Here is a 24,638-nt window from a genome sequence, read left to right as displayed (position 1 = left end):
AACAATTAGGAGGTGTGACGAATGACCAAAGGAATCTTAGGAAGAAAAGTAGGCATGACACAAGTCTTTGCTGACAACGGAGATATTATCCCGGTAACTGTAATTGAAGCAGAACCAAACGTTGTCCTTCAAAAGAAAGTTGTTGATACAGACGGCTATGAAGCAATTCAAGTTGGTTTTGCTGACAAAAAGAAGTCTCGCTTCAACAAGCCTGAAGAAGGCCATGCTACAAAAGCTAGCACAACACCTAAGCGCTTCGTGAAAGAAATTCGTAACGCAGAAGGTAGTTACGAAATTGGTCAGGAAGTCAAGGTTGATATCTTTAACGAAGGTGACGTAGTTGATGTAACTGGTACGTCTAAAGGGAAAGGTTTCCAAGGTGCAATTAAGCGCCATAACCAATCTCGCGGACCAATGACTCACGGTTCTCGTTATCACCGTCGTCCAGGTTCAATGGGACCTATCGATCCAATGCGTGTTATGAAAGGTAAACTTCTACCTGGTCGCATGGGTGGCGAACGTGTAACTGTACAAAACCTAGAGATCGTTAAAGTTGATGTAGAACGTAATGTGATTCTAGTAAAAGGTAATGTTCCTGGAGCTAAGAAGAGCTACGTAACTATCCAAAGCGCGGTTAAAGCAAAAGAAGCTAAGTAAGAAGGGAGGATATCCAAGTGCCTAAAGTAACAATGTTCAACCAAACCGGAGCACAAGTCGGCGACATCGAACTCGCTGAAGCAATCTTCGGGATCGAACCAAACGAAAGTGTTATGTATGATGCGGTTATCATGCAGCAAGCATCTTTGCGTCAAGGTAATCATGACGTAAAAAATCGTTCAGAAGTACGCGGTGGTGGAGCTAAACCATGGCGCCAAAAAGGAACAGGTCGTGCTCGTCAGGGCTCAATCCGTTCACCACAATGGGTTGGCGGTGGAGTAGTATTTGGTCCGACACCAAGAAGCTATTCTTATAAGCTACCTAAAAAAGTTCGCCGTTTGGCAATCCGTTCTGCTTTGTCTTCTAAAGTGCAAACAGAGGATATGATCATCGTGGACAGCATTTCTTTTGATGCTCCAAAAACAAAAGAAATGAAATCAGTATTATCAAGCCTTTCTGCAGAGAAAAAGGCGCTTATCGTTACAGGAGACTATAACGAAGCAGTTGCATTATCTGCACGCAATATTCCTGGTGTTACTGTTGTAACTACAGCTGGACTTAACATCCTTGATGTCCTTAAAGCTGATAAACTAGTTATGACAAAAGACGCTGTGGAAAAAGTAGAGGAGGTGCTAGCGTAATGAACGCTCGTGATATCATCAAGCGCCCCGTTATTACTGAAGCTACTACAGACGTAATGGCAGACAAAAAATATACTTTCGAAGTAGATACTCGTGCTAACAAAACTCAAATCAAGCTTGCTCTTGAAGAGATTTTCGGAGTTAAAGTTGCTGGAGTAAATACTCAGAACTATATGGGTAAAAAGAAACGTGTTGGCCGCCACAGCGGATTTACACCACGTCGCAAAAAAGCTATCGTGACGCTTACACCAGAAAGCAAAGAATTGGACTTCTTTGAAGGCGTCTAAAAAATAATAGTGAAGGAGGGAAATAAGAATGGCGATTAAAAAGTATAAACCGACCACAAACGGTCGTCGTGGTATGTCAGTATCTGACTTTGCTGAAATCACTACTGACCAACCGGAAAAATCGTTGCTAGCACCGCTTCATAAAAAAGGCGGACGTAACAACCAAGGTCGCTTGACTGTTCGTCACCAAGGTGGCGGTCATAAGCGTAAATACCGTGTTATCGACTTTAAACGAGATAAAGATGGAATACCAGGACGCGTTGCTACGATCGAATATGATCCAAACCGTTCTGCAAACATTGCTCTTATCAACTATGCTGATGGAGAGAAGCGTTACATTCTTGCTCCAAAAGGACTTAAAGTAGGAACTGAAATTATGTCTGGCGTAGAAGCTGACATTAAAGTAGGAAACACTCTTCCACTTATCAACATTCCAGTTGGTACAACAATTCATAACATTGAACTTAAGCCAGGCCGTGGCGGACAGCTTGTTCGTTCTGCAGGTGCGGAAGCTCAGCTTCTTGGTAAAGAAGGTAGATACGTACTAGTACGTCTTCGTTCTGGAGAAACTCGTATGATTCTTTCTACTTGCCGTGCTACTATCGGTCAGGTTGGTAACCTTGAACACGAGCTTATCAACATTGGTAAAGCTGGTCGTTCTCGCTGGTTGGGCATTCGTCCTACAGTTCGTGGTTCTGTAATGAACCCTGTTGATCACCCACACGGTGGTGGTGAAGGTCGTGCACCGATCGGACGTAAATCACCAATGTCACCATGGGGCAAACCAACCCTTGGATTTAAGACTCGTAAGAAAAACAAAGACTCCGACAAGTACATTGTACGCCGTCGCAAAAAATAACGGGATTTACCTACGGTTCCGCGGAGCCGTAGCATAATCTCAAAAGGGAGGTTCACAAATGGGTCGTAGTTTGAAAAAAGGACCTTTTGTCGACGATCATTTAATGAAAAAGGTCGAAGACTTAAATGAAAAGAGCGACAAAAAAGTTATCAAAACTTGGTCTCGTCGTTCAACAGTATTCCCAGAATTTATTGGACACACTTTTGCAGTATATGATGGACGCAAGCACGTACCGGTTTATGTTACAGAAGACATGGTCGGCCACAAGCTTGGTGAATTTGCTCCAACTCGCACATATCGCGGGCATGCTGCAGATGACAAAAAAACTAGACGTTAATTTGAGGGGAGGTACAACGAATGCAAGCTAAAGCTGTTGCAAAACACGTGCGTATTGCTCCTCGTAAAGCACGCTTAGTCGTAGATCTCATTCGAGGAAAGCAAGTCGGTGAAGCTATTGCGATTTTGCGCAACACAAACAAAGCTGCTTCTCCAGTAGTTGAGAAAGTGCTTAACTCTGCGATCGCTAATGCAGAGCACAATCTTGAGTTAGAACCGAACAATCTTACGGTTTCTCAAGTGTTTGTGGACGAAGGAGTAACAATGAAACGTTTCCGCCCACGTGCTATGGGTAGAGCTAGTCGCATCAACAAGCGCACTAGCCACATCACAGTCGTGGTATCAGAAAAGAAGGAGGGATAACGAGTGGGTCAGAAAATTAATCCGGTAGGACTTCGAATTGGTGTCATTCGTGATTGGGAGTCTAAATGGTACGCAGACAAAGATTACGCTAACCTTTTACACGAAGATATTAAAATTCGTGAATATATTGAAAAACGTTTGAAAGATGCATCTGTTTCAGCTGTTGAAATCGAACGTGCAGCAAACCGAGTGAATGTAACAGTGAAAACTGCTAAGCCTGGTATGGTAATCGGTAAGGGTGGTTCTGAAGTTGAGTCTCTTCGTAAGTCTCTCGCGGAACTAACAGGTAAGAAAGTTCACGTTAACATTTTCGAAATTAAACAAGCTGACATCGACGCAACTCTAGTTGCTGATAACATCGCTCGTCAACTTGAAAACCGAGTTTCATTCCGTCGCGCTATGAAACAAACAATTCAACGCGCTATGAGATCTGGAGCTAAAGGTATTAAAACGCAAGTATCTGGCCGTCTAAACGGTGCTGATATTGCTCGTTCTGAATCATACAGTGAAGGTACTGTACCTCTTCACACACTTCGTGCTGACATCGATTATGGTACTGCAGAAGCAGATACTACTTACGGTAAGCTTGGTGTGAAGATTTGGATCTATCGTGGTGAAGTCCTTCCAACGAAAGGAACGCAAAAAGAGGAAGGGGGAAAATAAATCATGTTGTTACCTAAACGTGTTAAATACCGCAGAGAACATCGCGGAAAAATGCGCGGACGTGCTAAAGGTGGCACTGAAGTAGCATTCGGCGAATACGGTCTACAAGCTCTTGAAGCTAGCTGGATCACTAACCGTCAAATCGAGGCAGCTCGTATTGCTATGACTCGTTACATGAAACGTGGCGGTAAAGTTTGGATTAAAATTTTCCCATCAAAGCCTTACACTGCTAAACCACTTGAAGTACGAATGGGTTCCGGTAAAGGTGCTCCTGAAGGCTGGGTAGCTGTAGTAAAGCCAGGGAAAATCTGTTTTGAAATTGCAGGCGTATCTGAAGAAGTAGCGCGCGAAGCACTTCGCCTTGCTTCTCACAAATTGCCTATTAAAACTAAGTTCGTAAAACGCGAAGAAGTGGGTGGTGACACAAATGAAAGCTGAGGAAATTCGTAACTTGACCACTGCCGAAATCGAGCAGAAAGCGAAATCGTTTAAAGAAGAACTTTTCAATCTTCGCTTTCAACTTGCTACAGGTCAACTGGAAAACCCAGCCCGCATTCGTGAAGTCCGTAAATCAATCGCTCGCGCAAACACTGTTTTGCGTGAAAGAGAGTTAGGAATCACAAACGGTTAATATGAGGGGAGGTTTGCGAAATGAGCGAACGCAATAATCGCAAAGAATACACTGGGCGTGTTGTCTCTGACAAAATGGATAAAACAATTACTGTTTTAGTTGAGACTTACAAAATGCACCCTTTATACGGTAAACGTGTTAAGTATTCTAAAAAGTTTAAAGCACATGACGAAAACAACACTGCAAAAATCAACGACGTGGTAACAATCATGGAAACTCGTCCACTTTCTAAAGATAAGCGTTTCCGTCTTATGGAAGTAGTTGTAGAAGCAGTTATTATCTAAATGAACTCGGATCATTGAATAATGTCCGAAGGGAGGTCTTTCTAGATGATTCAACAGGAATCTCGTTTAAAATCAGCTGACAACTCTGGTGCACGTGAATTGCTTTGTATTAAGGTACTAGGTGGTTCTGGTCGCAAAACAGCTAATATCGGTGATGTAATTGTTTGTTCGGTGAAACAAGCAACACCTGGTGGCGTTGTTAAGAAGGGTGAAGTCGTAAGAGCTGTTATTGTACGCAGTAAGTCTGGCGTTCGTCGTCAAGATGGTTCATACATCAAATTTGACGAAAACGCAGCGGTTGTTATCCGTGATGACAAAGGACCGCGCGGAACACGTATTTTCGGACCAGTTGCACGCGAACTACGCGACAACCAGTTCATGAAAATCGTTTCTCTAGCTCCAGAAGTTCTTTAATCATTTGAAAATAGATGCCTTGTAAGGAGGTGCGCGACCTTATGCACGTAAAAAAGGGAGATAAAGTAAAAGTTATTTCTGGTAAGGATAAAGGTAAACAAGGTGTGATCCTTGAAGCTTACCCGAAAAAAGAAAGAGTTATCGTTGAAGGTGTAAACCTTGTTAAGAAACACTCAAAACCATCCCAGGCTAATCCTCAAGGTGGAATTATTGAGCAGGAAGCTGCGATTCACGTTTCTAACGTAATGGCGCTTGATCCGAAGTCTGGTGAACCTACTCGCGTTGGATACAAAGTAGACAACGGGAAAAAAGTTCGTATCTCAAAAAAATCCGGTGAAGTACTCGATAAGTAGTTCGTAGCGAAAGGAGGTCAATCCGATGAATCGTTTCCAAGAAAAGTATCAAAATGAAACTAAACCTGCATTGATGGAGAAATTTAATTATTCCTCTGTTATGGAAGTTCCAAAACTTGATAAAATCGTAATCAACATGGGTGTTGGTGACGCTGTACAGAACCCGAAAGCTCTTGATACAGCTGTTGAGGAGCTTGAGTTAATCTCAGGTCAAAAACCACTAATTACTCGTGCGAAGAAGTCTATCGCTGGCTTTAAGCTTCGTGAAGATATGCCAATTGGTGCAAAAGTTACTTTGCGCGGCACACGTATGTTTGAATTCCTAGACAAACTTATTTCTGTATCACTTCCACGTGTACGTGATTTCAGAGGTGTGTCTAAGAAAGCATTCGACGGTCGTGGTAACTACACACTCGGTATTAAAGAACAGTTGATTTTCCCTGAAATTGATTACGATAAAGTGAATAAAGTACGCGGAATGGACATCGTTATCGTAACAACAGCTAATACGGACGAAGAGAGCCGTGAAATGTTGACTAACCTAGGTATGCCATTTCAAAAGTAAGTAAGGAGGGAAAATTGTGGCGAAAAAATCAATGATCGCGAAACAACAGCGTCAAGCTAAGTTTAAAGTTCAGGAATATACTCGTTGTGAACGTTGCGGACGTCCTCATTCAGTTATTCGTAAATTTAAACTATGCCGTATTTGTTTCCGGGAACTTGCACACAAAGGTCAAATCCCAGGCGTTAAAAAGGCTAGCTGGTAAACCCGAAATAGGGAAGGAGGTAATTACTAATGGTCATGACTGATCCAATTGCAGATATGCTTACAAGAATTCGTAATGCGAACACGGTTCGCCACGAAAAACTAGAGTTGCCTGCATCGAATTCGAAAAGAAACATCGCTGAAATCCTCAAACGTGAAGGTTTTGTACGTGATGTTGAAATGATCGAAGACAACAAACAAGGAATCATCCGTATCTTCTTAAAGTACGGTTCAAATAACGAACGCGTTATCACTGGATTAAAGCGAATCAGTAAACCTGGTCTTCGCGTATACGCTAAAGCAGACGAAGTACCTCGCGTACTTGGCGGCTTAGGAATCGCTCTTGTTTCTACTTCTAAAGGAATTATGACGGACAAAGAAGCTCGTCAACAGCAAGTAGGCGGAGAAGTTCTAGCGTACGTTTGGTAATTCTTAAAGCAGAATGGAGGTGTCAATATGTCACGTGTCGGACTTAAACCGATTGAAATCCCAAGTGATGTAACAATCGATATCAAAGGAGACGTTGTAACGATCAAAGGACCTAAAGGGGAACTTTCTCGTTCATTCAGCCCTGATATCAAAGTAAACATTGAAGAGAACGTGCTAACTGTAGCTCGTCCTTCTGATCATAAAGAGCACCGTGCACTTCACGGAACTACTCGCAGCCTGATCGCTAACATGGTTGAAGGTGTGACTAAAGGCTTTGAAAAAGGTCTTGAAATCATCGGTGTTGGTTACCGTGCAAGTAAATCTGGTCAAAAATTAATCCTTAACGTAGGGTACTCTCACCCAGTTGAGATGGTACCTGAAGAAGGCATTGAAATTGAAGTACCTTCTAACACTAAAGTTGTTGTTAAAGGTATTGATAAAGAACGAGTTGGAGCTGTTGCAGCAAACATCCGTTCAGTACGTACTCCAGAACCTTACAAAGGCAAAGGAATTCGTTACGAAGGCGAATATGTACGTCGTAAAGAAGGTAAAACAGGTAAATAGGTAAAAACCTAGCGGAAAGGAGTGACGTTTAATGATCACTAAGGCCGATAAAAACAAAGCGCGTCAAAAAAGACACGCTCGCGTACGCCGCACAGTTACCGGCACTACTGAACGTCCGCGTCTAAACGTATTCCGTTCTAACAAGAACATCTATGCTCAGCTTATCGATGACACTAAAGGTGTTACAATCGTTGGAGCTTCAAGTATGGAACAAGGAATTGACGTTGAACACGGCGGTAACACAGAAGCAGCTGTGAAAGTCGGAGAAGCTATCGCAAAGCGTGCTGTTGAAGCAGGTTATTCAGAAGTGGTTTTCGACCGCGGAGGATACCTCTATCACGGACGTGTAAAAGCTCTTGCAGACGCAGCGCGTGAAGCAGGACTGAAATTTTAATAAAAAGGAGGTTAACTCATGCCTAGCATTGATGCTAACAAACTAGAACTTGAAGAACGCGTAGTTACCGTTAACCGCGTAGCGAAAGTTGTTAAAGGTGGACGTCGTTTCCGCTTCGCAGCAATCGTAGTTGTCGGAGATAAAAACGGTCACGTTGGATTCGGAACTGGTAAAGCACAGGAAGTTCCTGAAGCTATTCGCAAAGCTATTGAAGATGCGAAAAAGAACTTAATTACTGTTCCTGTTGTAGGAACTACAATCCCTCACCAAATCACAGGTCACTTTGGAGCTGGTAACGTACTATTGAAGCCTGCTTCTGAAGGTACTGGAGTTATCGCTGGCGGACCCGTTCGTGCGGTACTTGAACTTGCTGGTGTAGGTGACATTCTATCGAAGTCTCTTGGATCTAACAATCCGATTAACATGGTGCGTGCAACTCTTAATGGCCTTGAAAACCTTAAGCGCGCTGAAGACGTGGCGAAGCTTCGTGGAAAATCTGTAGAAGAGCTACTAGGTTAAGGGAGGGAAATTAGATGGCTAAGCAATTAGAAATCACCCTCACACGTAGTGTGATTGGTCGCCCTCAAGACCAACGCGTGACGGTAAAAACACTTGGACTTAAGAAAATGCATCACACGGTTGTTCATAACGACAATCCTGCGATTCGCGGTATGATCAACAAGGTATCTCACCTTGTAACTGTTAACGAAATTGATGCATAAAAAATCTATACATTGAGGAGGTGCCCACAATGAAACTACACGAACTAAAACCATCTGAAGGTTCTCGTAAAGAACGCAACAGACTTGGTCGCGGTATTGCTACTGGTAACGGTAAGACATCTGGCCGTGGTCAAAAAGGTCAAAAAGCTCGTTCTGGCGGCGGTGTACGCGTCGGTTTCGAAGGAGGACAACTTCCAATCTTCAAACGTCTACCGAAACGTGGATTTACAAACATGAACCGTAAAGAGTTCGCGATTGTTAATCTTGATTCGTTGAACCGTTTTGAAGATGGAACTGAAGTTTCTCCAGAACTTCTTTTAGAATCTGGCGTAGTTAGCAAAGAAAAAGCTGGAATTAAGATTCTAGGTAATGGTAAGCTTGAGAAAAAGCTTACCGTGAAAGCCCACAAGTTCTCTGCTTCTGCAAAAGAGGCGATTGAAGCGGCAGGCGGAAATACTGAGGTGATCTAATGTTCCAAGCAATCTCCAACATTATGCGCGTAGGTGATATTAGAAACAAGATTATCTTCACCCTACTCATGCTTGTCGTGTTCCGAATCGGAACATTCATACCGGTTCCTGGTGTGAACAGAGATGTATTACAATTCCAAGATCAAATGAGTCTCTTCGGAGTTCTCAACACCTTTGGCGGTGGAGCGTTGCAAAACTTCTCCATCTTTGCCATGGGAATTATGCCTTATATCACTGCTTCTATCATTGTGCAGCTTTTGCAAATGGACGTTGTTCCGAAGTTTACCGAATGGTCTAAACAAGGAGAAGCCGGACGTAAAAAGCTAACACAAGTTACTCGTTATGGAACGATTGTACTTGGACTTGTTCAGGGTATTGGTCTTTCCATCGGGTTTAACAATATTGTTGGTGGTCAGTTGATTAGTAATCCCGGTGTACTAACGTATCTAAATATTTCTCTAGTTTTAACAGCCGGAACGGCTTTTTTGATGTGGTTAGGCGAACAGATCACAGCAAAAGGTGTTGGAAATGGAATCTCAATAATAATCTTTGCTGGGATTGTAGCTGCAATTCCTCCAGGGCTTAATCAGCTTTACGCTCAGATGTTTGAGGGTTCTCAGGATGAGTTGTTCATTAACATCGTCACTCTTGCAATTATTGCACTTGCAGCACTTGCAATTGTTGTTGCTGTTATCTTTGTTCAACAAGGTCTTCGCAAAATTCCAATTCAATATGCAAAACGAACTGTTAACCGCAGACAAGTAGGTGGTCAATCCACTCACTTACCGATTAAAGTTAATGCAGCAGGTGTTATTCCAGTTATCTTTGCGATATCACTGATCATTACTCCACCAACGATCGCCAGGTTGTTCGGAGATAATACGGTAACGGAATGGATCATCAGGGTGTTTGACTATACACAACCTATTGGTATGGTCGTGTATGCGTTACTCATCATTGGATTTACGTATTTCTATACGTTCGTCCAGGTTAATCCGGAGAAGATGGCTGAGAATCTGAAGAAACAGGGTGGATACATTCCTGGTATTCGTCCGGGTAATGCAACGGAAACGTACATTACTCGTATTCTCTACCGTTTAACGTTTGTAGGAGCACTTTTCCTTGCTGTTATATCGATTATTCCGGTATTTTTCACAACCGTAGCAGGACTGCCGCAGACGCTGCAAATCGGCGGAACAAGCTTGCTGATCGTTGTTGGGGTAGCGCTTGATACGATGAAGCAAATTGAAAGTCAATTAATTAAACGTCATTATAAAGGCTTTATTAAATCTTGAGGATAAATTGGGAAGAACTTTCTTCCCCTCCTTCATCCTCGATTGGGTGACGTGCGGAGGGATTAGATGAATCTAGTATTAATGGGGCTTCCGGGTGTCGGAAAAGGAACCCAGGCAGAAAAGATTGTCGAAAAGTATGGCATCCCTCATATCTCTACTGGAGATATGTTCCGAGCAGCGATCAAAGAAGGAACGCCTCTTGGTCTAAAAGCGAAAGAGTACATGGATTCTGGAAACCTCGTACCTGACGAAGTAACAATCGGTATAGTACGGGAGCGTTTAGGAAAAGATGATTGCGAAAAAGGTTTTCTCCTCGATGGATTTCCAAGAACTGTCGCACAGGCTGATGCACTCGAAACGATCTTATCCGATCTCGGAAAAAAACTTAACTATGTGATTAACATTTCAGTTGAGGAAGATCAGCTCATGCAGCGTTTGACTGGACGACGCGTTTGCCGAAATTGTGGAGCAACCTATCATGCAGTATTCAATCCTCCTAAGGAAGAAGGAGTTTGTGATAAGTGCGGTGGAGAACTTTATCAACGTGATGATGATAAAGAAGAAACTGTACGCACTCGCCTCGAAGTCAACAAGCAGCAACAGCAGCCATTGTTGACCTTTTATGAAGGCAAAGGCTATCTTAAAACGATTGATGGCAATAGAGACATCAACGAAGTTTTTGAAGATGTCGATCAACTCCTCAAAGGGTTGTCGTAATGATTATTTGCAAGACTCCTCGTGAACTTGATATTATGCGAGAAGCAGGCAGAATTGTCGCGTTAACACATCAAGAACTACAGAAGCAAATCAAGCCTGGAGTTACGACAAAAGAGCTGGATACGATTGCCGATCGGTTTATTCGTCAGCTTGGTGCAATTCCTTCCTTTAAGGGTTACAATGGATTTACTGGAAGTATATGCGCTTCAGTTAATGAAGAGCTTGTACATGGTATTCCAGGGGATCGCGTGTTGGCGGAAGGAGATATAATTAGCATCGACATTGGTGCTAAGTATAACGGTTATCATGGAGATTCAGCATGGACCTATCCTGTTGGCACTATCTCAGAAAAAGACGAACGGTTGTTAAAAGTTACCGAGGAATCGTTATATAAAGGATTGGATGAGGCGAAGGCTGGTAGGAGGCTTTCAGATATCTCTCATGCGATCCAAGCATATGCCGAAGCTGAGGGTTTTTCGATTGTACGAGAATATGTTGGTCATGGTGTAGGTCAGGACCTTCATGAAGATCCTCAAATTCCCCATTACGGTCCTCCAGGAAAAGGGCCGCGGCTTAAGCAGGGGATGGTCCTTGCGGTAGAGCCAATGGTGAATATGGGCTCTCGCTACGTTCGAACACTTTCGGATAATTGGACTGTAGTAACAACTGACGGTAAGAACTGCGCTCATTTCGAGCACACGATTGCCGTTACGGAAGAAGGATATGAAATACTAACAAAGGCCTAAGTGAAGGTGATGGTTCGTGAAAGAGTCGGATACCGTTCCCGAGATCGGTCAGATCGCTCGGAATAAACGGGGAAGAGACGCTGATCAATATAGCGTGATTGTAGGGATTGTAGATGAACGTTATGTTTTCCTAGCGGACGGAGATAAACGAAAGTTTGATCGCCCTAAGCGGAAGAACCTCGCACACCTTGAGCTGGTAGAGTATATATCTCCTGAGGTAAAGCGAAGTCTTGAAGAAACGGGCCGTGTCACAAATGGCAAGCTACGTTTCGCGATCTCAAAGTATTTGAGTGAACACGTCATTGATTTAAAGGAGGGAGAGCAAGTAGATGGCTAAAGAAGAAGTAATTGAAATGGAAGGCACGGTTATCGAACCTCTACCGAATGCAATGTTTCGAGTAGAACTCGAAAACGGTCATAAGATTCTTGCTCACGTATCCGGAAAGATACGCATGCATTACATTCGTATTTTACCAGGTGACAAAGTAACTGTTGAGCTTTCTCCATACGACCTATCACGTGGACGTATCACGTATCGTTATAAATAAGAAATTAATCTCCGAATACAAGGAGGGTTAAAATAATGAAAGTAAGACCGTCAGTAAAACCAATGTGTGAAAAATGTAAAGTTATTCGCCGTAAAGGTAAAGTTATGGTTATCTGTGAAAATCCAAAGCATAAGCAAAAACAAGGCTAATATATAAGGAGGTGCAACGTAATGGCACGTATTGCTGGTATTGATGTTCCACGCGAAAAGCGCATCGTAATCGCGTTAACTTACGTTTATGGAATCGGTAAAACAACTGCGAAACAAGTTCTAGTTGACGCTGGTGTTTCTGAAGACACTCGTGTACGCGACTTAACTGAAGAAGAGCTCGGAAAAATCCGTGAAGTAGTAGACAAAATTAAAGTTGAGGGTGATCTTCGTCGTGAAATCTCACTTAACATTAAACGTCTAATCGAAATCGGTTCTTATCGTGGTATCCGCCACCGTCGTGGTCTTCCTGTCCGAGGTCAACATACGAAGAACAACTCTCGTACTCGTAAAGGCCCTCGCCGTACAGTAGCTAACAAGAAGAAGTAAGGGAGGTAATTAACAAATGGCTAAACAACGTAAAGCAAATACGCGCAAAAAGCGCGTGAAAAAGAATGTTGAGAGTGGAGTAGCTCATATCCGTTCTACTTTTAACAACACTATTATTACGATTACTGACACTCACGGAAATGCGATTTCTTGGGCAACTTCCGGTAACATGGGCTTCAAAGGTTCTCGTAAGTCAACTCCATTCGCTGCTCAAATGGCTGCTGAAACTGCAGGTAAAACTGCACAGGAGCATGGCATGAAAACTGTAGAAGTTTCTGTTAAAGGCCCTGGAGCTGGTCGTGAAGCTGCTATCCGTGCACTTCAAGCTGTAGGTCTAGAAGTTACTGCGATCCGTGACGTAACTCCAGTACCTCATAACGGCTGCCGTCCACCAAAACGTCGTAGAGTCTAAGGTAGTAGAGAGTTCAAAAACGTAGATATTCCCCTTCGGGAGAATGCCTGGTTTTGAACAATCTCTTATGGAAAGATTCAATCTATCGGTATACAATTGATGAACATGTCAATAATGATAATGTATAAATTGTTGACGGTTGACGAATCATAATTAGGTTGTTGGTATTTTGACCGCCTAAGGGGATTATTCGGTTAGACAGCATGTCTAACCGAAGTTCGACGTTTTGAAGGAGGGTTTGTTGGATGATCGAAATCGAAAAGCCAAAAATTGAAGCGGTAGCTATCAACGAGGATGCTAAATACGGAAAGTTTGTTGTAGAACCATTAGAGCGTGGTTATGGAACTACCCTGGGTAATTCCCTTCGTCGTATCCTGTTATCTTCACTACCTGGTGCTGCTGTTACATCTGTACAAATTGAAGGAGTACTTCACGAGTTCTCTACGATTGAAGGCGTACATGAAGATGTAACAACTGTCATTCTTAATCTTAAGAAATTGGCTATGAAAGTTTACTCTGAAGAAGAGAAAACACTAGTAGTTGATGTGCAAGGCCCAGGTACGGTAACAGCTGGAGATATTACTCATGACAGCGACGTGGAGATCTTAAACCCTGACCTTCATATTGCTACCCTTTCTGCAAATGCACGTTTCCAAATGCGAGTTACTGCAATTCGCGGAAGAGGCTATGTACAAGCGGAAGGAAACAAAAATGATGAACAGCCAATCGGTGTGATTCCGGTTGACTCGATCTTCACTCCTGTTTCTCGTGTTAACTACCAGGTTGAAAACACTCGCGTTGGCCAGGTAACTAATTATGACAAACTAACCCTTGATGTTTGGACAGATGGAAGCATTCGTCCTGAAGAAGCTGTTTCGCTAGGTGCAAAGATTTTAAATGAGCATTTAAACATCTTTGTAGGCTTAACAGATCAGGCACAAAATGCTGAAATCATGGTCGAAAAAGAAGAGGATCAAAAAGAGAAAGTGCTTGAGATGACTATCGAAGAGCTCGATCTCTCAGTTCGTTCATATAACTGCCTGAAGCGTGCTGGCATTAATACTGTTCAAGAACTAACTCAGAAGTCTGAAGAAGACATGATGAAAGTTCGTAACCTTGGACGTAAATCACTTGAAGAGGTACAAGAGAAGCTTGAAGAGCTTGGACTTGGACTTCGTAACGAAGAATAGATATTTAAGTTGTTGATTTTATAAACAACAAAGGAGGGAATACTTCATGGCATACCAAAAGTTAGGTCGTACGAGTGATACGCGTAAAGCGCTATTCCGTGACCTTGTTACAGATTTGATCATCAATGAACGTATTGAAACGACAGAATCGAAGGCGAAAGAGCTTCGTTCTTTCATCGACAAAATGATTACGCTTGGTAAACGCGGGGATCTTCACGCACGTCGTCAAGCAGCTTCTTTCATCCGTAACGAAGTAGCGGATCAAGAAAGCGGTCAAGATGCAGTTCAAAAGCTATTCAGCGATATCGCTCCTCGTTATGCAGAGCGTCAAGGCGGTTACTCTCGTATCCGTAAACTTGGACCACGCCGCGGTGACGGTGCTGAAATGGTTATCATCGAGCTAGTATAAGACGCACTTGATTAAAAGGGCGGGACAGGATCTCGACATTGGATACTGATTCTATGCCCTTTTTTCGTGCGTTTTTTTGTTTAAACGCACATCTTCAAGTGGTTGCATGCTGCTAGCCATTAAAGAAAGCCTGGCAGATGCCGGGCTTTTTTTATAGGATTAAGCATTTCTAGAGGCGTTGCCACAATCGATATGCTGATAGGAAAAAGTGGCGGTTTGGTTGCCCGCCTTTTTTTCGCACCAGTATTATGTATCTGAGGCGATGACCGCTTGAATTTAGCAGAGGTAGGAGGAACGAGTATGGAAGAACTTATCACCGTTCAAGGTGTATCCTTTCGATATCACGAAGATCAGCCACACGTGTTACGTGACGTGTCTCTGTCCGTTTATAAAGGGGAATGGTTAGCCATTGTGGGACACAATGGGTCAGGGAAGTCTACCTTAGCCAAACTTTTAAACGGATTGCAACTTCCGGAGCAAGGTGATGTTCTCGTTGAAGGGTACAATAGCCGAGATGAGGAAAGTATTTGGGAGATTAGAAGAAGAGTTGGGATCGTTTTTCAGAATCCAGATAATCAGTTTGTCGGCACTTCTGTTCGGGATGATGTTGCATTTGGACTTGAGAATAGTGGGATGGCTAGAGAACTAATGTTAGAGCGCATCAGTGAGAGCGTTCTGAAGGTCCGAATGGAAGATTACCTTGACCAGGAGCCACATCGTCTTTCTGGTGGACAAAAACAGCGTGTAGCCATTGCTGGTATTATTGCACTAAGGCCTTCAATTGTTATTTTAGATGAGGCAACATCAATGCTTGATCCAGCAGGACGTAAAGAAGTGTTGCAGACAATGCGTAAGCTGAAAGAAGAAGAAGGCATGACTGTTATCTCAATTACCCATGATCTTGAAGAAGCGGCACAGGCCGATCGCCTTGTAGTAATGAATGCAGGTGAAGTTATTGACGAGGGGCTTCCTGTGGAAGTTTTTAAAAAAGGGGACATGCTCGAGCAAATCGGTTTAGATCTACCGTTTCCACTTCAGGTGCAGCGAGCACTTAGTGAGAAAGGATACGATTTCTCAAGGCTTACTTTATCTCAGGAGGAATTGGTGAACGAGTTATGGACATTACAATTAAAGGTTTAGAGCATTCGTACAGTAAAGGAACACCATTTGAACGAAAAGCTCTTTCAAACATAAATCTATCGATTCCATCAGGGACGTTTCAAACCATTATTGGGCACACGGGATCAGGAAAGTCGACGTTAATTCAGCATTTAAATGGCCTTCTTAAGCCTACGCAGGGTAGTATTCAAATTGGCGACTTTAAAATTCAAGCGGGTGTAAAAGAGAAAAGGTTAAAAGCATTGAGAAAACATGTCGGGATTGTTTTTCAATATCCCGAACATCAGCTTTTTGAAGAAACCATTGAGAAAGACATTCTTTTTGGCCCGCTAAACTTTGGTGTGCCAGAAGAAGAAGCGAAGAAGCGTGCAGCAAGACTTATTCAACAGGTCGGTCTCGATGAATCGTATCTTAGTCGCTCTCCGTTTGATTTAAGTGGCGGCCAAATGAGACGGGTAGCCATTGCGGGTGTGCTGGCGATGAAACCATCCATTCTTATACTAGATGAGCCCACCGCCGGACTCGACCCACGGGGAAGACGCGAGATTATGGATCTCTTTTATCGTCTCCATGAAGAAGAGGGGTTAACGACGATTCTTGTCACTCACAGCATGGAAGATGCAGCGCGCTTTTCGGATGACATTCTAATTATGGAAAAGGGTGGCATCGCCCTGCAAGGTGGGCCAGAGACTATTTTTTCAAATCCTGAAGCTTTAAAGAAACTAAGCCTTGATGTCCCAGAAACGGTACAGTTCATTCATCGCTTGGAAGAGCGTTTTACTAAAAATCTTCCTCACAGTGTTTTTACACTTGAAGCAGCGGTAGATGCAGCGTTATCGATTTTGCAGAAGGGAGAGGAGAATTCCTAATGCAAAATATCATTATTGGACAATACGTACCGGGACAATCCTTTATTCATAAACTTGATCCGAGAGCTAAGCTTATAACTGCGTTTCTTTTTGTCATTATCGTCTTTTTAGCGAACAATTGGATTACCTATGCTTTGCTTGGTGCTTTTACCTTACTGGCGATTTTTGTCTCTCGACTACCTCTTCGCTATATTTATAATGGTCTAAAGCCCATTTTGCTCGTTATCATCCTAACGTTTCTCCTTCATGTATTTTTAACGAAGGAAGGGCCGTTGCTATTTGATTGGGGATTTCTTGAAATATATGAAGGTGGAGTGAAGCAGGGGGTTTTTATCTCGCTTCGTTTATTGTTTTTAATTATGATTACGTCACTCTTAACGCTAACTACGACACCAATTGATATTACGGTAGGGATTGAAACGTTGCTTGGCCCAATGAAAAAAGTGGGCTTACCAGTTCATGAATTTGCCCTGATGATGTCGATCGCGCTAAGGTTCATTCCTACCCTTCTGGAAGAGACGGAGAAGATCATGAAAGCTCAATCTGCCCGTGGTGCCCAATTCTCAAGCGGTCCGATTAAAGAACGTTTGAAAAGCATCGTGCCACTTCTTGTACCACTCTTTGTTAGTGCGTTCAAAAGAGCAGAAGATCTTGCTATGGCGATGGAAGCGAGAGGTTACCGTGGCGGAGAGGGTAGAACGAGCATACGTTTACTAAAATGGTCTGGAAAAGATACTACCCTATTTGTGATTCTTCTCCTGCTCTGTATTAGTTTACTACTGCTAAGAAGTTAGGAGAGAATGTGTGATGCAACGTATAAAAATGACGCTCACTTACGATGGGACAGCTTTTAATGGTTATCAGGTGCAGCCAAATGGACGTACCGTTCAGGAGGAACTGCAGCGTGCCTTAAAGCAAATGCACAAAGGTGAAGCTGTCCAGGTTACTGGTTCTGGAAGAACAGACGCAAGGGTGCATGCATTTGGTCAGGTGATTCATTTTGATACAACCCTGTCGATTCCTCTTGAAAATTGGACGAAAGCGTTAAATGCGCAGCTTCCTGATGACGTGAGGGTTTTGCATTCAGAAGCTGTATCAAGTGATTTTCATGCCAGATATGACGTTGTTCGAAAAACCTACCAGTATCGGGTGCACAATCGTGTAGCGGTTGACGTTTTTAGAAGAAACTATGCGGTGCATGAGCCACAGACGCTTGATATCATGGAGATGAAGCGTGCAGCTGCTTATCTTAGTGGTGAGCATGACTTCACATCTTTTTGTGCTAGTAAGACAGATGTGAAGAATAAAGTAAGGACGATCTATCGAATTGAGATTGAGCAAGTGCAAGATGAACTTGTTTTTACGTTCGAAGGGAGCGGATTTCTATATAATATGGTCCGCATTCTAATGGGCACGTTGTTTGAGATTGGAAAAGGCCGCCGTTCAGCTGATGACATTCCGAGGATCCTTGAAGCAAAGGATCGAAACAAGGCAGGAAAAACGGCTCCTCCCCATGGCCTCTATTTATGGAAAGTCTCTTATTCTTAAAAAACGAAAGAAAGTTATCAAACACTTGACATTTGTCTCCCAATATTATAAGATATTCTTTGGTATTTCTACATCCACTTGCCCCGGATTTAGAAATCTGACTGACAACTGACAATGAATATTCTGTGGTAGTTTTAAAATAAATTGGATTGATTTTAGGAGGGAAACTCATGCGTACAACATTTATGGCTAAAGGCCACGAAGTCGAGCGCAAATGGTACATCGTTGATGCTGAAGGTCAAACACTTGGCCGTCTTGCTAGTGAAGTAGCAGCGATCCTACGCGGTAAAAATAAAGTAACTTTCACACCTCACGTTGACACTGGTGATCATGTGATCATCCTTAACGCTGAGAAAATTGAACTAACTGGTAACAAACTTAATGACAAGATGTACTACCGTCATAGTGGACACCCAGGTGGTTTGAAATCAAGAAATGCTCTTGAAATGCGTACTAACCGTTCTGAGCAAATGCTTGAACTTGCAATCAAAGGTATGCTTCCAAAGAACAGCCTTGGTCGTCAAATGATTAAAAAGCTTCATGTATTCGCTGGTAGCGAGCACAATCACCAGGCTCAACAGCCTGAAAAATACGAACTAAGAGGATAATTAAAAGGAGGGAATCAACTTGGCACAAGTACAATACAACGGCACTGGCCGACGTAAACACTCTGTAGCACGCGTACGTTTACTTCCTGGTAACGGACGTATGGTTATTAACAACCGTGAGATCGATGACTATTTCGATCTAGAAACACTTAAGCTTATCTCTAAGCAACCACTAGTTGAAACTGGCACTGAAGGCACTTACGATATTTTCGTAAATGTTAGCGGTGGTGGATTCACTGGACAAGCAGGCGCGATCCGTCACGGTATCGCTCGTGCACTTCTACAAGCTGATCCGGAATCACGCGCAACACTTAAGAGCGCTGGCTTCCTAACTCGTGATGCTCGTATGAAAGAACGTAAAAAATACGGTCTTAAAGCAGCACGTCGTGCACCTCAGTTCTCAAAACGTTAATTTGTTTTTTCAAAACCTCTGGCTTCCAGCCGGAGGTTTTTTTGTGTTGTTTTTGACATGAGGAATCGGAATGAGGTTCTACAAACTGAAGGAATTACCAGTTCTCGATTCGTATACTCCCTGATGCTTGAGTGAGACTAAAAGCAAACGAGTCGAGAGGATGGGTGAGATGAACAATGTGATTACCGTATTCAAAGAACGTCAGCGTCATAAGCGCCTTGAATTCGAACGAAGGGTTTTAATCGAAATATCGCTGAAAGAGCTATCTGATAACATTAGAGATATGTTTTCTCCATTTTTCTCTGAGGCTATTCTCTATAAAGGAGATGTTGAGAATGTTTGTATGGATATTGCGATTGAAGCGTATTTGCTAGGCGCAGAGTATAGCAAGTTCTCCTATTATGGAGAATCTATGACGATGGTCCATAAGCGTTGTTTTAAATTGGAGAAAGCGCTCATCGAAGCTCTCTTTGACTATTGGCTTTTTTGGAAAACGTCAGAGGGGTATGAAGAGTCCTTACAAATTACGTGTGATGTTTTTGTTTCAAGTTGGTGGAAAGCAGGGTGTGAAAAAGGGATGATGAGACGTCGTCTCCGCTTGCAGTAATCCATAAATTTTGATGACTAATTCCTTCACCTGTCCCATATAGATAATGTAGGACAAAATAAGGGGCGGTGTTGGAAAAGAATGAAGAAGTGGTATAAGCGATTTGGCGTTGCCACTGGTATTATCGTGCTGCTATTTATTATTAATTACAAATTTGCGATTGATTCTTCATGGGATGCCTGGCATCTACCTTTATCAGGTCAGGTTATTGTGATTGATCCAGGTCACGGAGGCGCTGATGGAGGAGCGGTAGGTGATAATGTTGTTGAAAAAGACATTGCACTTAAAATATCTCTAAAGCTAAGGGACTATCTTCAGGAAGCAGGAGCACTTGTTATTATGACGAGGGAGACGGATACGGATTTAGCATCTGAAGGAACGAAAGGACTAAGCAATCGAAAAGCTGAAGATTTAAGAAATCGGGTTGAGCTTATTAACGAAGGAAGCCATCATTTTTTTGTTAGTATTCATTTAAATGCAATTCCATCGTCTCAATGGAGTGGCGCCCAAACTTTTTATAATCCTGTAAATAAAGAAAGCGAGGCATTATCTCGTTTTATTCAAGATGAAATTAAACGGAATTTAGAAAATACCAATCGACTCGCTAAGAATATGGACAGTGTCTATTTGCTTCGAGAAGCTGAAATTCCAGGATCTCTTGTTGAGGTAGGATTCCTTTCAAATCCCTCGGAGAGAGAACTATTGAATACGGATACCTATCAGAACAAAGTAGCCGCTTCAATTTATCAAGGGATTATTCGCTATGCGACAAACGAGTCAGTGCCAGAAGAATAAGTACTGACTCGTTTAGGTATTTAAAGTTCATGCATTTCACGTGAAGCACCGTAGTCAAAACTCTCTGAATGATATGTTATACTAGCAATGTAATCGAATTCAGAGAAGGTGGTGCCTCCATGTTAACGAAAGATCAGGTCGTTGAATTACTACAAAAGGTGCAAGATCCTATTTTACATAAAAGTATCACGATTCGTGATGTGAAAACGAAGGAAGGCTATGTCAGTGTGAAGGTAGCCCTTGCTCAAACGGAATCAGCTGAGCAAATGAAGGTTCAGCAGGAAATTGTCACCACGCTAAAAGGCGCTGGAGCGGAGTCTGTTGGGTTACGATTTGAACAATTAGCAGACGAAGAACTTCCTGAGGGAACTTCAGCTAATCCTGACCTTCCTCCATTGCTTTCTCCAGAAAGTAAAACACAGTTTATTGCGGTAGCAAGTGGTAAAGGTGGAGTAGGGAAATCAACGGTTACAGTAAACCTTGCAACGTCACTTGCCCGTCTCGGAAAAAAAGTTGGTATTATTGATGCGGATATTTACGGATTTAGCGTTCCGGATATGATGGGAATTGAAACGAGGCCAAAAGTAGAAAATGAAAAAATCTACCCCGTTGAGCGTTTTGGCGTTAAAGTGATGTCGATGGCCTTCTTTGTAGAAGATAATGCTCCTGTTATTTGGCGCGGGCCGATGCTTGGGAAAATGTTAAATAACTTCTTTAGTGAAGTTGATTGGGGAGAACTAGATTACCTTCTACTTGATTTACCACCTGGAACAGGTGATGTGGCGCTGGATGTTCATACGATGCTTCCTGCTTCAAAAGAGATCATTGTAACAACACCGCATGCAACGGCTGCTTTCGTTGCAGCTCGAGCGGGTGCAATGGCGCTTAAGACGAAACATGAAGTCCTTGGCGTCGTGGAAAACATGTCTTATTTTGAAAGCAAAGTCACTGGTGAGAGAGAGTATGTATTTGGTCAGGGTGGCGGAGATAAGTTAGCTTCAGAATTATCTACTGATATTCTTGGCAGACTTCCTCTCGGGCAACCAGACTTCGATGAAGCTGAATTTGCTCCTTCTGTTTACCAAGAAGAACATCCGATTGGCATGCAGTACCTCCAAATTGCTAATGAGATTATCAAAAGAACTGCAGAATAAAAAGAAAGGACGTGCCTTGTGGCATGTCCTTTCCTTTCGTTTGGCTATTCCTGTCCAGTATTTGAGCTCTCTCCATTCTTTGAATCAGAATTACCATTGCCTTCTTCCTTACCACCACCGGAAGATTTCAGTTGCTCTGACGTAATTCCTGTAAGCATCTCCTGAATCTTAGCTTGGAATAATGGGCTTTCAAAAGTTTCGGAAATCAAGTCTTTGATTTGTTGGCGCGATTGGTTGCTTTCAAGGAGTTGTAAATAGTGCTTTTCCATGACTGGATCTTGCAATAGATCCATCATCTTTTCCTGAAAGTCAGGATCATCCATCAGGGATTTGAACAATTCCTTATTCTCTTCCTGAATGTTTTTAGCAAAGTTTTCAACGAAAGTAGGGTCTTTCAACATTTCCTGCCAGTATGCTTTTCCTTCTTCAGTTGTAAGCACCTTTTGTATGGTTTCTTTCACAAATGGTTGTTCCATAACAAGTTGTTTCTTTATTTCTGCGTCTGACAGTACTTCTTGAATGGCTTTCTTGCCTTCGTCCGACTTCAGAAGATCGACAAGCATTTTCTTCGTTTCTTCATAATTGGCTTGAGATCCTTCAGCAGAACCTGTGGCACATCCTGCCATCAGAAGAATAACGAAGCATAGTGTGAGTAGTTTGAAACGCTGATACATATAGATGCGCTCCTTTCTCAAAATCTTATTCTTAATATTAGGCGAAACTGTGAATTTATACCCGGTGAATAAAGGAAGGGTGGCAATTTAAAAGTGGCATTGGTACAATTCAACATAGAAGCACCATTAACGTTCACGGGGGTTTGATTTTGAAAACAAGAAATCTTGTTTATTTATTTTTTACAACCCTTCTGATTGGATCAACAGCTGGTATGCTTACAGGTCTTGTTTTAGACTGGTCACAGTACTGGGCAGATCTGAAAAATGGAGAAATATTATCGTTCCTAATCGTCATACTTTGGTTATTAGGAGTATCGAGCATCTTTAGTTTGATTAGTCAGATGGGTTTTTTTGCGTATTTAACGATTCATCGATTTGGTCTTGGTATTTTCAAATCAGTTAAACTCTGGAATACAATCCAGGTAGTGTTGATTGCAGTAGCTTTATTTGATTTAGTTTATTTCCGCTATGAGGTCTTTGCAGAAGAGGGAGAAAGTGTGATTAGCTACATACTCATTGCGTTATTTCTTTTAGCCGTCGGACTTGTTACGGCATATGTGAAGCAAAAAGAAACAAATAAGCAGGCGTTTATCCCAGCTCTTTTCTTTATTGTCGTTGTCACCATCCTCGAATGGATTCCAGGACTACAAAGCAATGATCCAAAATGGCTCTGGCTTATTTTGATCCCTCTCTTAGTAAGTAATGTATGGCAATTGCTAACACTTCATCGTTTAATTCAAAAAGACGCATAAACGAAAGCCGCTTTCCAATTGGAAAGCGGCTTATTTTACTTCTTTACTATTAATGTTGGCGTTAGAAACAAGTTCACTCACCGTTGCGAAAGAATAGCCTTTCTTCTTCAAAGCAGCAATCATTTCTGGAAGAGCTTCTGCCGTCTGTTTTGCTGAATCGGATGCATGCATAAGAATAATGTCACCTGGGTCAATTTTTTTCGTTACATTTTCCACGATGTTCTCTACCCCTGGGTTTTTCCAATCTTCAGAATCAAGACTCCAGTGAATAAGGGTATAGTTAAACTTGTCTGAAATCGTGAGAACTCGCTTATCGAAGTTTCCGTTAGGTGGTCTTAGCAATTGTGGTTCTTCATCGGTTACTTTTTTTATAGCTTCGCTCGAACGAATGATATCTTTCTTGATCTCCTCATCTTTCATGGTTGTGTAGTTTTCGTACCGATAACCAAGGTTACCAATTTCGTGGCCGTCTTTTGCTATTTGTTGGACTACTTCAGGATGACGCTCCGCCCAAGCACCAGAAATAAAAAAAGATGCTTTAACTTTGTGTTGTTTCAATTCTTCAAGTATCGGCAGTGCTTTTGTTTCACCCCAACTAATGTCAAAGGTTAAGGCAAGGCGTTTATCATCGCTCTTTACTTGATCCACGGCGAGCGGAACATCATTATTTGTAAACACAGCGAGGTCTCCACCTTCGACAAAAAGAATAATGGCAGCAAAGAAAGCAGCCGCTACAATAATAAGGCCTTGTTTAATTTTAATTCCATTCCAAATCCAAAAAAACTTCATGATGCACCCCCTTTGTCCCATTCATATGCGAAAAGTTTCTTAACTATGTACAAACTGTTACGGATACACATAAACTACAAATTACCTGGTCATACTGGTGTGAGGAAGGAGTGGTTTTAGATGATGGGCTTTTTAGTTAACTTTAAAGAAATGAAAGAAATAGAGTATTTGCTAAAGCGAGAAATGGAAGAGCTACTGTTAGATTTGGATAACAGTCGGATTGATGGTTTAATCAAAAGAGCGATGGAAGAACGTTATCAACTTCTACTAGGGATCTATAAAAGAACCGCTACACAAGCTGAAATAGCGAAGTACGTGCGCATTTTGAAAAAAAGTTCAAATTAATTTAAAATACCTCTTGTCAAATAGAGAAACTACCTGTATATTTATATAGGTCGCCGCAACAACGCGGTTGACACGAAAAACAATTTAAAAAAAGTTGTTGACGCCAACTGAGTTAATGTGTTACATTAATAAAGTCGCTGAAAACGACATTGAAAGAAACGAATTGCTCTTTGAAAACTGAACGAAACGCCATGTAAGTAGTTGTTTCTACGGAAACAAAACATTGTTTTAAAAGCTAGATTAAGCTTTCTATCGGAGAGTTTGATCCTGGCTCAGGACG

The 24,638-nt window shown here is 42.2% G+C and carries 43 protein-coding genes; 41 read left to right on the top strand and 2 right to left on the bottom strand.

All coding sequences use genetic code 11. The annotated features are described in order from the left end of the window. The first annotated feature begins 21 nt into the window (after nucleotides 1–21). The 39 genes from rplC (at nucleotide 22) to LCL91_RS20305 (ending at nucleotide 21,798) form a co-directional block, all read left to right on the top strand. Nucleotides 22–657: a 50S ribosomal protein L3 gene (gene rplC / locus LCL91_RS20495; RefSeq protein WP_159780818.1), complete on the top strand. Its 636-nt coding sequence runs from the start codon at nucleotides 22–24 to the stop codon at nucleotides 655–657. A gap of 17 nt (nucleotides 658–674) precedes the next feature. Further along, the gene (gene rplD / locus LCL91_RS20490; protein WP_224885177.1) at nucleotides 675–1,298 is read left to right on the top strand and encodes a 50S ribosomal protein L4; all 624 of its coding nucleotides are present in this window, start codon (nucleotides 675–677) and stop codon (nucleotides 1,296–1,298) included. After that, nucleotides 1,298–1,585 (top strand): 50S ribosomal protein L23, encoded by a 288-nt coding sequence (gene rplW, locus LCL91_RS20485; RefSeq protein WP_224885175.1) that lies wholly within the window; start codon nucleotides 1,298–1,300, stop codon nucleotides 1,583–1,585. Before rplD ends, rplW begins: the two co-directional genes overlap by 1 nt. Before the next feature lie 28 nt (nucleotides 1,586–1,613). Beyond that, the gene (gene rplB, locus LCL91_RS20480) at nucleotides 1,614–2,444 is read left to right on the top strand and encodes a 50S ribosomal protein L2 (protein WP_165999152.1); all 831 of its coding nucleotides are present in this window, start codon (nucleotides 1,614–1,616) and stop codon (nucleotides 2,442–2,444) included. A gap of 58 nt (nucleotides 2,445–2,502) precedes the next feature. Next, complete coding sequence (gene rpsS, locus LCL91_RS20475; RefSeq protein ID WP_048313326.1) at nucleotides 2,503–2,781, top strand: 30S ribosomal protein S19; 279 nt, start codon at nucleotides 2,503–2,505, stop codon at nucleotides 2,779–2,781. A 20-nt stretch (nucleotides 2,782–2,801) separates the two neighbouring features. After that, on the top strand, nucleotides 2,802–3,143 hold the full coding sequence (rplV, locus tag LCL91_RS20470) for a 50S ribosomal protein L22 (RefSeq protein ID WP_048313327.1): 342 nt from the start codon (nucleotides 2,802–2,804) through the stop codon (nucleotides 3,141–3,143). Between the two features lie 3 nt (nucleotides 3,144–3,146). Beyond that, nucleotides 3,147–3,806: a 30S ribosomal protein S3 gene (rpsC, locus tag LCL91_RS20465; protein WP_098445978.1), complete on the top strand. Its 660-nt coding sequence runs from the start codon at nucleotides 3,147–3,149 to the stop codon at nucleotides 3,804–3,806. 3 nt (nucleotides 3,807–3,809) lie between these two features. Then, nucleotides 3,810–4,244, top strand: a complete 435-nt coding sequence (gene rplP / locus LCL91_RS20460) for a 50S ribosomal protein L16 (RefSeq protein WP_048313329.1) — start codon at nucleotides 3,810–3,812, stop codon at nucleotides 4,242–4,244. Beyond that, the gene (rpmC, locus tag LCL91_RS20455) at nucleotides 4,234–4,437 is read left to right on the top strand and encodes a 50S ribosomal protein L29 (protein WP_048313330.1); all 204 of its coding nucleotides are present in this window, start codon (nucleotides 4,234–4,236) and stop codon (nucleotides 4,435–4,437) included. Before rplP ends, rpmC begins: the two co-directional genes overlap by 11 nt. Before the next feature lie 20 nt (nucleotides 4,438–4,457). Next, nucleotides 4,458–4,721 (top strand): 30S ribosomal protein S17, encoded by a 264-nt coding sequence (gene rpsQ, locus LCL91_RS20450; RefSeq protein WP_224885173.1) that lies wholly within the window; start codon nucleotides 4,458–4,460, stop codon nucleotides 4,719–4,721. A 45-nt stretch (nucleotides 4,722–4,766) separates the two neighbouring features. Beyond that, complete coding sequence (gene rplN, locus LCL91_RS20445) at nucleotides 4,767–5,135, top strand: 50S ribosomal protein L14 (protein ID WP_098445980.1); 369 nt, start codon at nucleotides 4,767–4,769, stop codon at nucleotides 5,133–5,135. A 41-nt stretch (nucleotides 5,136–5,176) separates the two neighbouring features. Beyond that, nucleotides 5,177–5,488, top strand: a complete 312-nt coding sequence (gene rplX, locus LCL91_RS20440; protein ID WP_224885170.1) for a 50S ribosomal protein L24 — start codon at nucleotides 5,177–5,179, stop codon at nucleotides 5,486–5,488. Between the two features lie 25 nt (nucleotides 5,489–5,513). Beyond that, on the top strand, nucleotides 5,514–6,053 hold the full coding sequence (gene rplE, locus LCL91_RS20435) for a 50S ribosomal protein L5 (RefSeq protein ID WP_224591386.1): 540 nt from the start codon (nucleotides 5,514–5,516) through the stop codon (nucleotides 6,051–6,053). A gap of 16 nt (nucleotides 6,054–6,069) precedes the next feature. Continuing rightward, nucleotides 6,070–6,255, top strand: coding sequence for a 30S ribosomal protein S14 (gene rpsN, locus LCL91_RS20430; protein WP_098445982.1), 186 nt, complete (start codon nucleotides 6,070–6,072; stop codon nucleotides 6,253–6,255). Between the two features lie 29 nt (nucleotides 6,256–6,284). Next, nucleotides 6,285–6,683 (top strand): 30S ribosomal protein S8, encoded by a 399-nt coding sequence (gene rpsH, locus LCL91_RS20425; protein WP_098445983.1) that lies wholly within the window; start codon nucleotides 6,285–6,287, stop codon nucleotides 6,681–6,683. A gap of 27 nt (nucleotides 6,684–6,710) precedes the next feature. After that, nucleotides 6,711–7,247: a 50S ribosomal protein L6 gene (rplF, locus tag LCL91_RS20420; RefSeq protein WP_224885168.1), complete on the top strand. Its 537-nt coding sequence runs from the start codon at nucleotides 6,711–6,713 to the stop codon at nucleotides 7,245–7,247. A 31-nt stretch (nucleotides 7,248–7,278) separates the two neighbouring features. Beyond that, on the top strand, nucleotides 7,279–7,641 hold the full coding sequence (rplR, locus tag LCL91_RS20415; RefSeq protein ID WP_159780820.1) for a 50S ribosomal protein L18: 363 nt from the start codon (nucleotides 7,279–7,281) through the stop codon (nucleotides 7,639–7,641). Between the two features lie 18 nt (nucleotides 7,642–7,659). Further along, on the top strand, nucleotides 7,660–8,160 hold the full coding sequence (gene rpsE, locus LCL91_RS20410) for a 30S ribosomal protein S5 (protein WP_098445986.1): 501 nt from the start codon (nucleotides 7,660–7,662) through the stop codon (nucleotides 8,158–8,160). 14 nt (nucleotides 8,161–8,174) lie between these two features. Beyond that, entirely contained in the window at nucleotides 8,175–8,363 is a 189-nt protein-coding gene (gene rpmD / locus LCL91_RS20405; protein ID WP_098445987.1) for a 50S ribosomal protein L30, read from the top strand. A gap of 29 nt (nucleotides 8,364–8,392) precedes the next feature. Further along, complete coding sequence (gene rplO, locus LCL91_RS20400; RefSeq protein WP_098445988.1) at nucleotides 8,393–8,833, top strand: 50S ribosomal protein L15; 441 nt, start codon at nucleotides 8,393–8,395, stop codon at nucleotides 8,831–8,833. Then, on the top strand, nucleotides 8,833–10,128 hold the full coding sequence (gene secY, locus LCL91_RS20395) for a preprotein translocase subunit SecY (protein WP_159780821.1): 1,296 nt from the start codon (nucleotides 8,833–8,835) through the stop codon (nucleotides 10,126–10,128). The genes rplO and secY overlap by 1 nt, the downstream gene beginning before the upstream one ends. 66 nt (nucleotides 10,129–10,194) lie before the next feature. Beyond that, nucleotides 10,195–10,845: an adenylate kinase gene (locus tag LCL91_RS20390; protein ID WP_098445990.1), complete on the top strand. Its 651-nt coding sequence runs from the start codon at nucleotides 10,195–10,197 to the stop codon at nucleotides 10,843–10,845. Further along, entirely contained in the window at nucleotides 10,845–11,591 is a 747-nt protein-coding gene (gene map, locus LCL91_RS20385) for a type I methionyl aminopeptidase (RefSeq protein ID WP_224885166.1), read from the top strand. Before LCL91_RS20390 ends, map begins: the two co-directional genes overlap by 1 nt. A 16-nt stretch (nucleotides 11,592–11,607) precedes the next feature. After that, a complete protein-coding gene (locus LCL91_RS20380; RefSeq protein ID WP_098445992.1) occupies nucleotides 11,608–11,928 on the top strand; it encodes a KOW domain-containing RNA-binding protein in 321 nt (106 codons plus the stop codon). Further along, the gene (infA, locus tag LCL91_RS20375; protein WP_098445993.1) at nucleotides 11,921–12,139 is read left to right on the top strand and encodes a translation initiation factor IF-1; all 219 of its coding nucleotides are present in this window, start codon (nucleotides 11,921–11,923) and stop codon (nucleotides 12,137–12,139) included. Before LCL91_RS20380 ends, infA begins: the two co-directional genes overlap by 8 nt. Before the next feature lie 35 nt (nucleotides 12,140–12,174). After that, complete coding sequence (rpmJ, locus tag LCL91_RS20370; protein ID WP_003720928.1) at nucleotides 12,175–12,288, top strand: 50S ribosomal protein L36; 114 nt, start codon at nucleotides 12,175–12,177, stop codon at nucleotides 12,286–12,288. A 21-nt stretch (nucleotides 12,289–12,309) separates the two neighbouring features. Further along, on the top strand, nucleotides 12,310–12,675 hold the full coding sequence (gene rpsM, locus LCL91_RS20365) for a 30S ribosomal protein S13 (RefSeq protein WP_048313347.1): 366 nt from the start codon (nucleotides 12,310–12,312) through the stop codon (nucleotides 12,673–12,675). A 16-nt stretch (nucleotides 12,676–12,691) separates the two neighbouring features. Beyond that, a complete protein-coding gene (rpsK, locus tag LCL91_RS20360; protein ID WP_048313348.1) occupies nucleotides 12,692–13,087 on the top strand; it encodes a 30S ribosomal protein S11 in 396 nt (131 codons plus the stop codon). 245 nt (nucleotides 13,088–13,332) lie between these two features. Beyond that, complete coding sequence (locus LCL91_RS20355; protein ID WP_098445994.1) at nucleotides 13,333–14,277, top strand: DNA-directed RNA polymerase subunit alpha; 945 nt, start codon at nucleotides 13,333–13,335, stop codon at nucleotides 14,275–14,277. 46 nt (nucleotides 14,278–14,323) lie between these two features. Next, nucleotides 14,324–14,686: a 50S ribosomal protein L17 gene (gene rplQ / locus LCL91_RS20350; RefSeq protein ID WP_098445995.1), complete on the top strand. Its 363-nt coding sequence runs from the start codon at nucleotides 14,324–14,326 to the stop codon at nucleotides 14,684–14,686. A gap of 300 nt (nucleotides 14,687–14,986) precedes the next feature. Continuing rightward, complete coding sequence (locus tag LCL91_RS20345) at nucleotides 14,987–15,826, top strand: energy-coupling factor ABC transporter ATP-binding protein (protein ID WP_224885164.1); 840 nt, start codon at nucleotides 14,987–14,989, stop codon at nucleotides 15,824–15,826. Beyond that, nucleotides 15,802–16,674 (top strand): energy-coupling factor ABC transporter ATP-binding protein, encoded by an 873-nt coding sequence (locus LCL91_RS20340; RefSeq protein WP_224885162.1) that lies wholly within the window; start codon nucleotides 15,802–15,804, stop codon nucleotides 16,672–16,674. Before LCL91_RS20345 ends, LCL91_RS20340 begins: the two co-directional genes overlap by 25 nt. Beyond that, nucleotides 16,674–17,468 (top strand): energy-coupling factor transporter transmembrane component T family protein, encoded by a 795-nt coding sequence (locus tag LCL91_RS20335; RefSeq protein WP_224885160.1) that lies wholly within the window; start codon nucleotides 16,674–16,676, stop codon nucleotides 17,466–17,468. The genes LCL91_RS20340 and LCL91_RS20335 overlap by 1 nt, the downstream gene beginning before the upstream one ends. 13 nt (nucleotides 17,469–17,481) lie before the next feature. Continuing rightward, a complete protein-coding gene (truA, locus tag LCL91_RS20330; RefSeq protein ID WP_224885157.1) occupies nucleotides 17,482–18,222 on the top strand; it encodes a tRNA pseudouridine(38-40) synthase TruA in 741 nt (246 codons plus the stop codon). A gap of 170 nt (nucleotides 18,223–18,392) precedes the next feature. Further along, nucleotides 18,393–18,830: a 50S ribosomal protein L13 gene (gene rplM / locus LCL91_RS20325; RefSeq protein ID WP_048313355.1), complete on the top strand. Its 438-nt coding sequence runs from the start codon at nucleotides 18,393–18,395 to the stop codon at nucleotides 18,828–18,830. A 19-nt stretch (nucleotides 18,831–18,849) separates the two neighbouring features. Next, a complete protein-coding gene (gene rpsI / locus LCL91_RS20320; protein WP_098446000.1) occupies nucleotides 18,850–19,242 on the top strand; it encodes a 30S ribosomal protein S9 in 393 nt (130 codons plus the stop codon). A 169-nt stretch (nucleotides 19,243–19,411) separates the two neighbouring features. Beyond that, nucleotides 19,412–19,849: a DUF2521 family protein gene (locus LCL91_RS20315; RefSeq protein ID WP_224885156.1), complete on the top strand. Its 438-nt coding sequence runs from the start codon at nucleotides 19,412–19,414 to the stop codon at nucleotides 19,847–19,849. An 81-nt stretch (nucleotides 19,850–19,930) separates the two neighbouring features. Beyond that, a complete protein-coding gene (cwlD, locus tag LCL91_RS20310; RefSeq protein WP_224885155.1) occupies nucleotides 19,931–20,644 on the top strand; it encodes an N-acetylmuramoyl-L-alanine amidase CwlD in 714 nt (237 codons plus the stop codon). A gap of 119 nt (nucleotides 20,645–20,763) precedes the next feature. Continuing rightward, entirely contained in the window at nucleotides 20,764–21,798 is a 1,035-nt protein-coding gene (locus LCL91_RS20305; RefSeq protein ID WP_224885154.1) for a P-loop NTPase, read from the top strand. Between the two features lie 44 nt (nucleotides 21,799–21,842). Here the strand turns inward: LCL91_RS20305 and gerD are convergent, their stop codons facing one another. Next, the gene (gerD, locus tag LCL91_RS20300; protein WP_224885152.1) at nucleotides 21,843–22,472 is read right to left on the bottom strand and encodes a spore germination lipoprotein GerD; all 630 of its coding nucleotides are present in this window, start codon (nucleotides 22,470–22,472) and stop codon (nucleotides 21,843–21,845) included. A 149-nt stretch (nucleotides 22,473–22,621) separates the two neighbouring features. On the opposite strand from gerD, the gene LCL91_RS20295 reads away from it, so the two are divergent. Beyond that, entirely contained in the window at nucleotides 22,622–23,224 is a 603-nt protein-coding gene (locus LCL91_RS20295) for a KinB-signaling pathway activation protein (RefSeq protein WP_159780831.1), read from the top strand. Nucleotides 23,225–23,254: 30 nt separating this feature from the next. On the opposite strand, the gene pdaB is transcribed toward LCL91_RS20295, so the two are convergent. Then, nucleotides 23,255–24,013: a polysaccharide deacetylase family sporulation protein PdaB gene (pdaB, locus tag LCL91_RS20290; protein ID WP_224885150.1), complete on the bottom strand. Its 759-nt coding sequence runs from the start codon at nucleotides 24,011–24,013 to the stop codon at nucleotides 23,255–23,257. Nucleotides 24,014–24,133: 120 nt separating this feature from the next. Here pdaB and LCL91_RS20285 point away from each other — a divergent pair, with 120 nt between their 5' ends. After that, nucleotides 24,134–24,358: a hypothetical protein gene (locus LCL91_RS20285; RefSeq protein WP_159780833.1), complete on the top strand. Its 225-nt coding sequence runs from the start codon at nucleotides 24,134–24,136 to the stop codon at nucleotides 24,356–24,358. The last annotated feature ends 280 nt before the right edge of the window (nucleotides 24,359–24,638 follow it).

It is taken from the genome of Guptibacillus hwajinpoensis, from assembly GCF_020171785.1.
Taxonomy (GTDB): domain Bacteria; phylum Bacillota; class Bacilli; order Bacillales; family Guptibacillaceae; genus Guptibacillus; species Guptibacillus sedimenti.
Note: the sequence above shows the minus strand (reverse complement) of the source record. Positions and strands in the feature narration are given on the sequence as shown.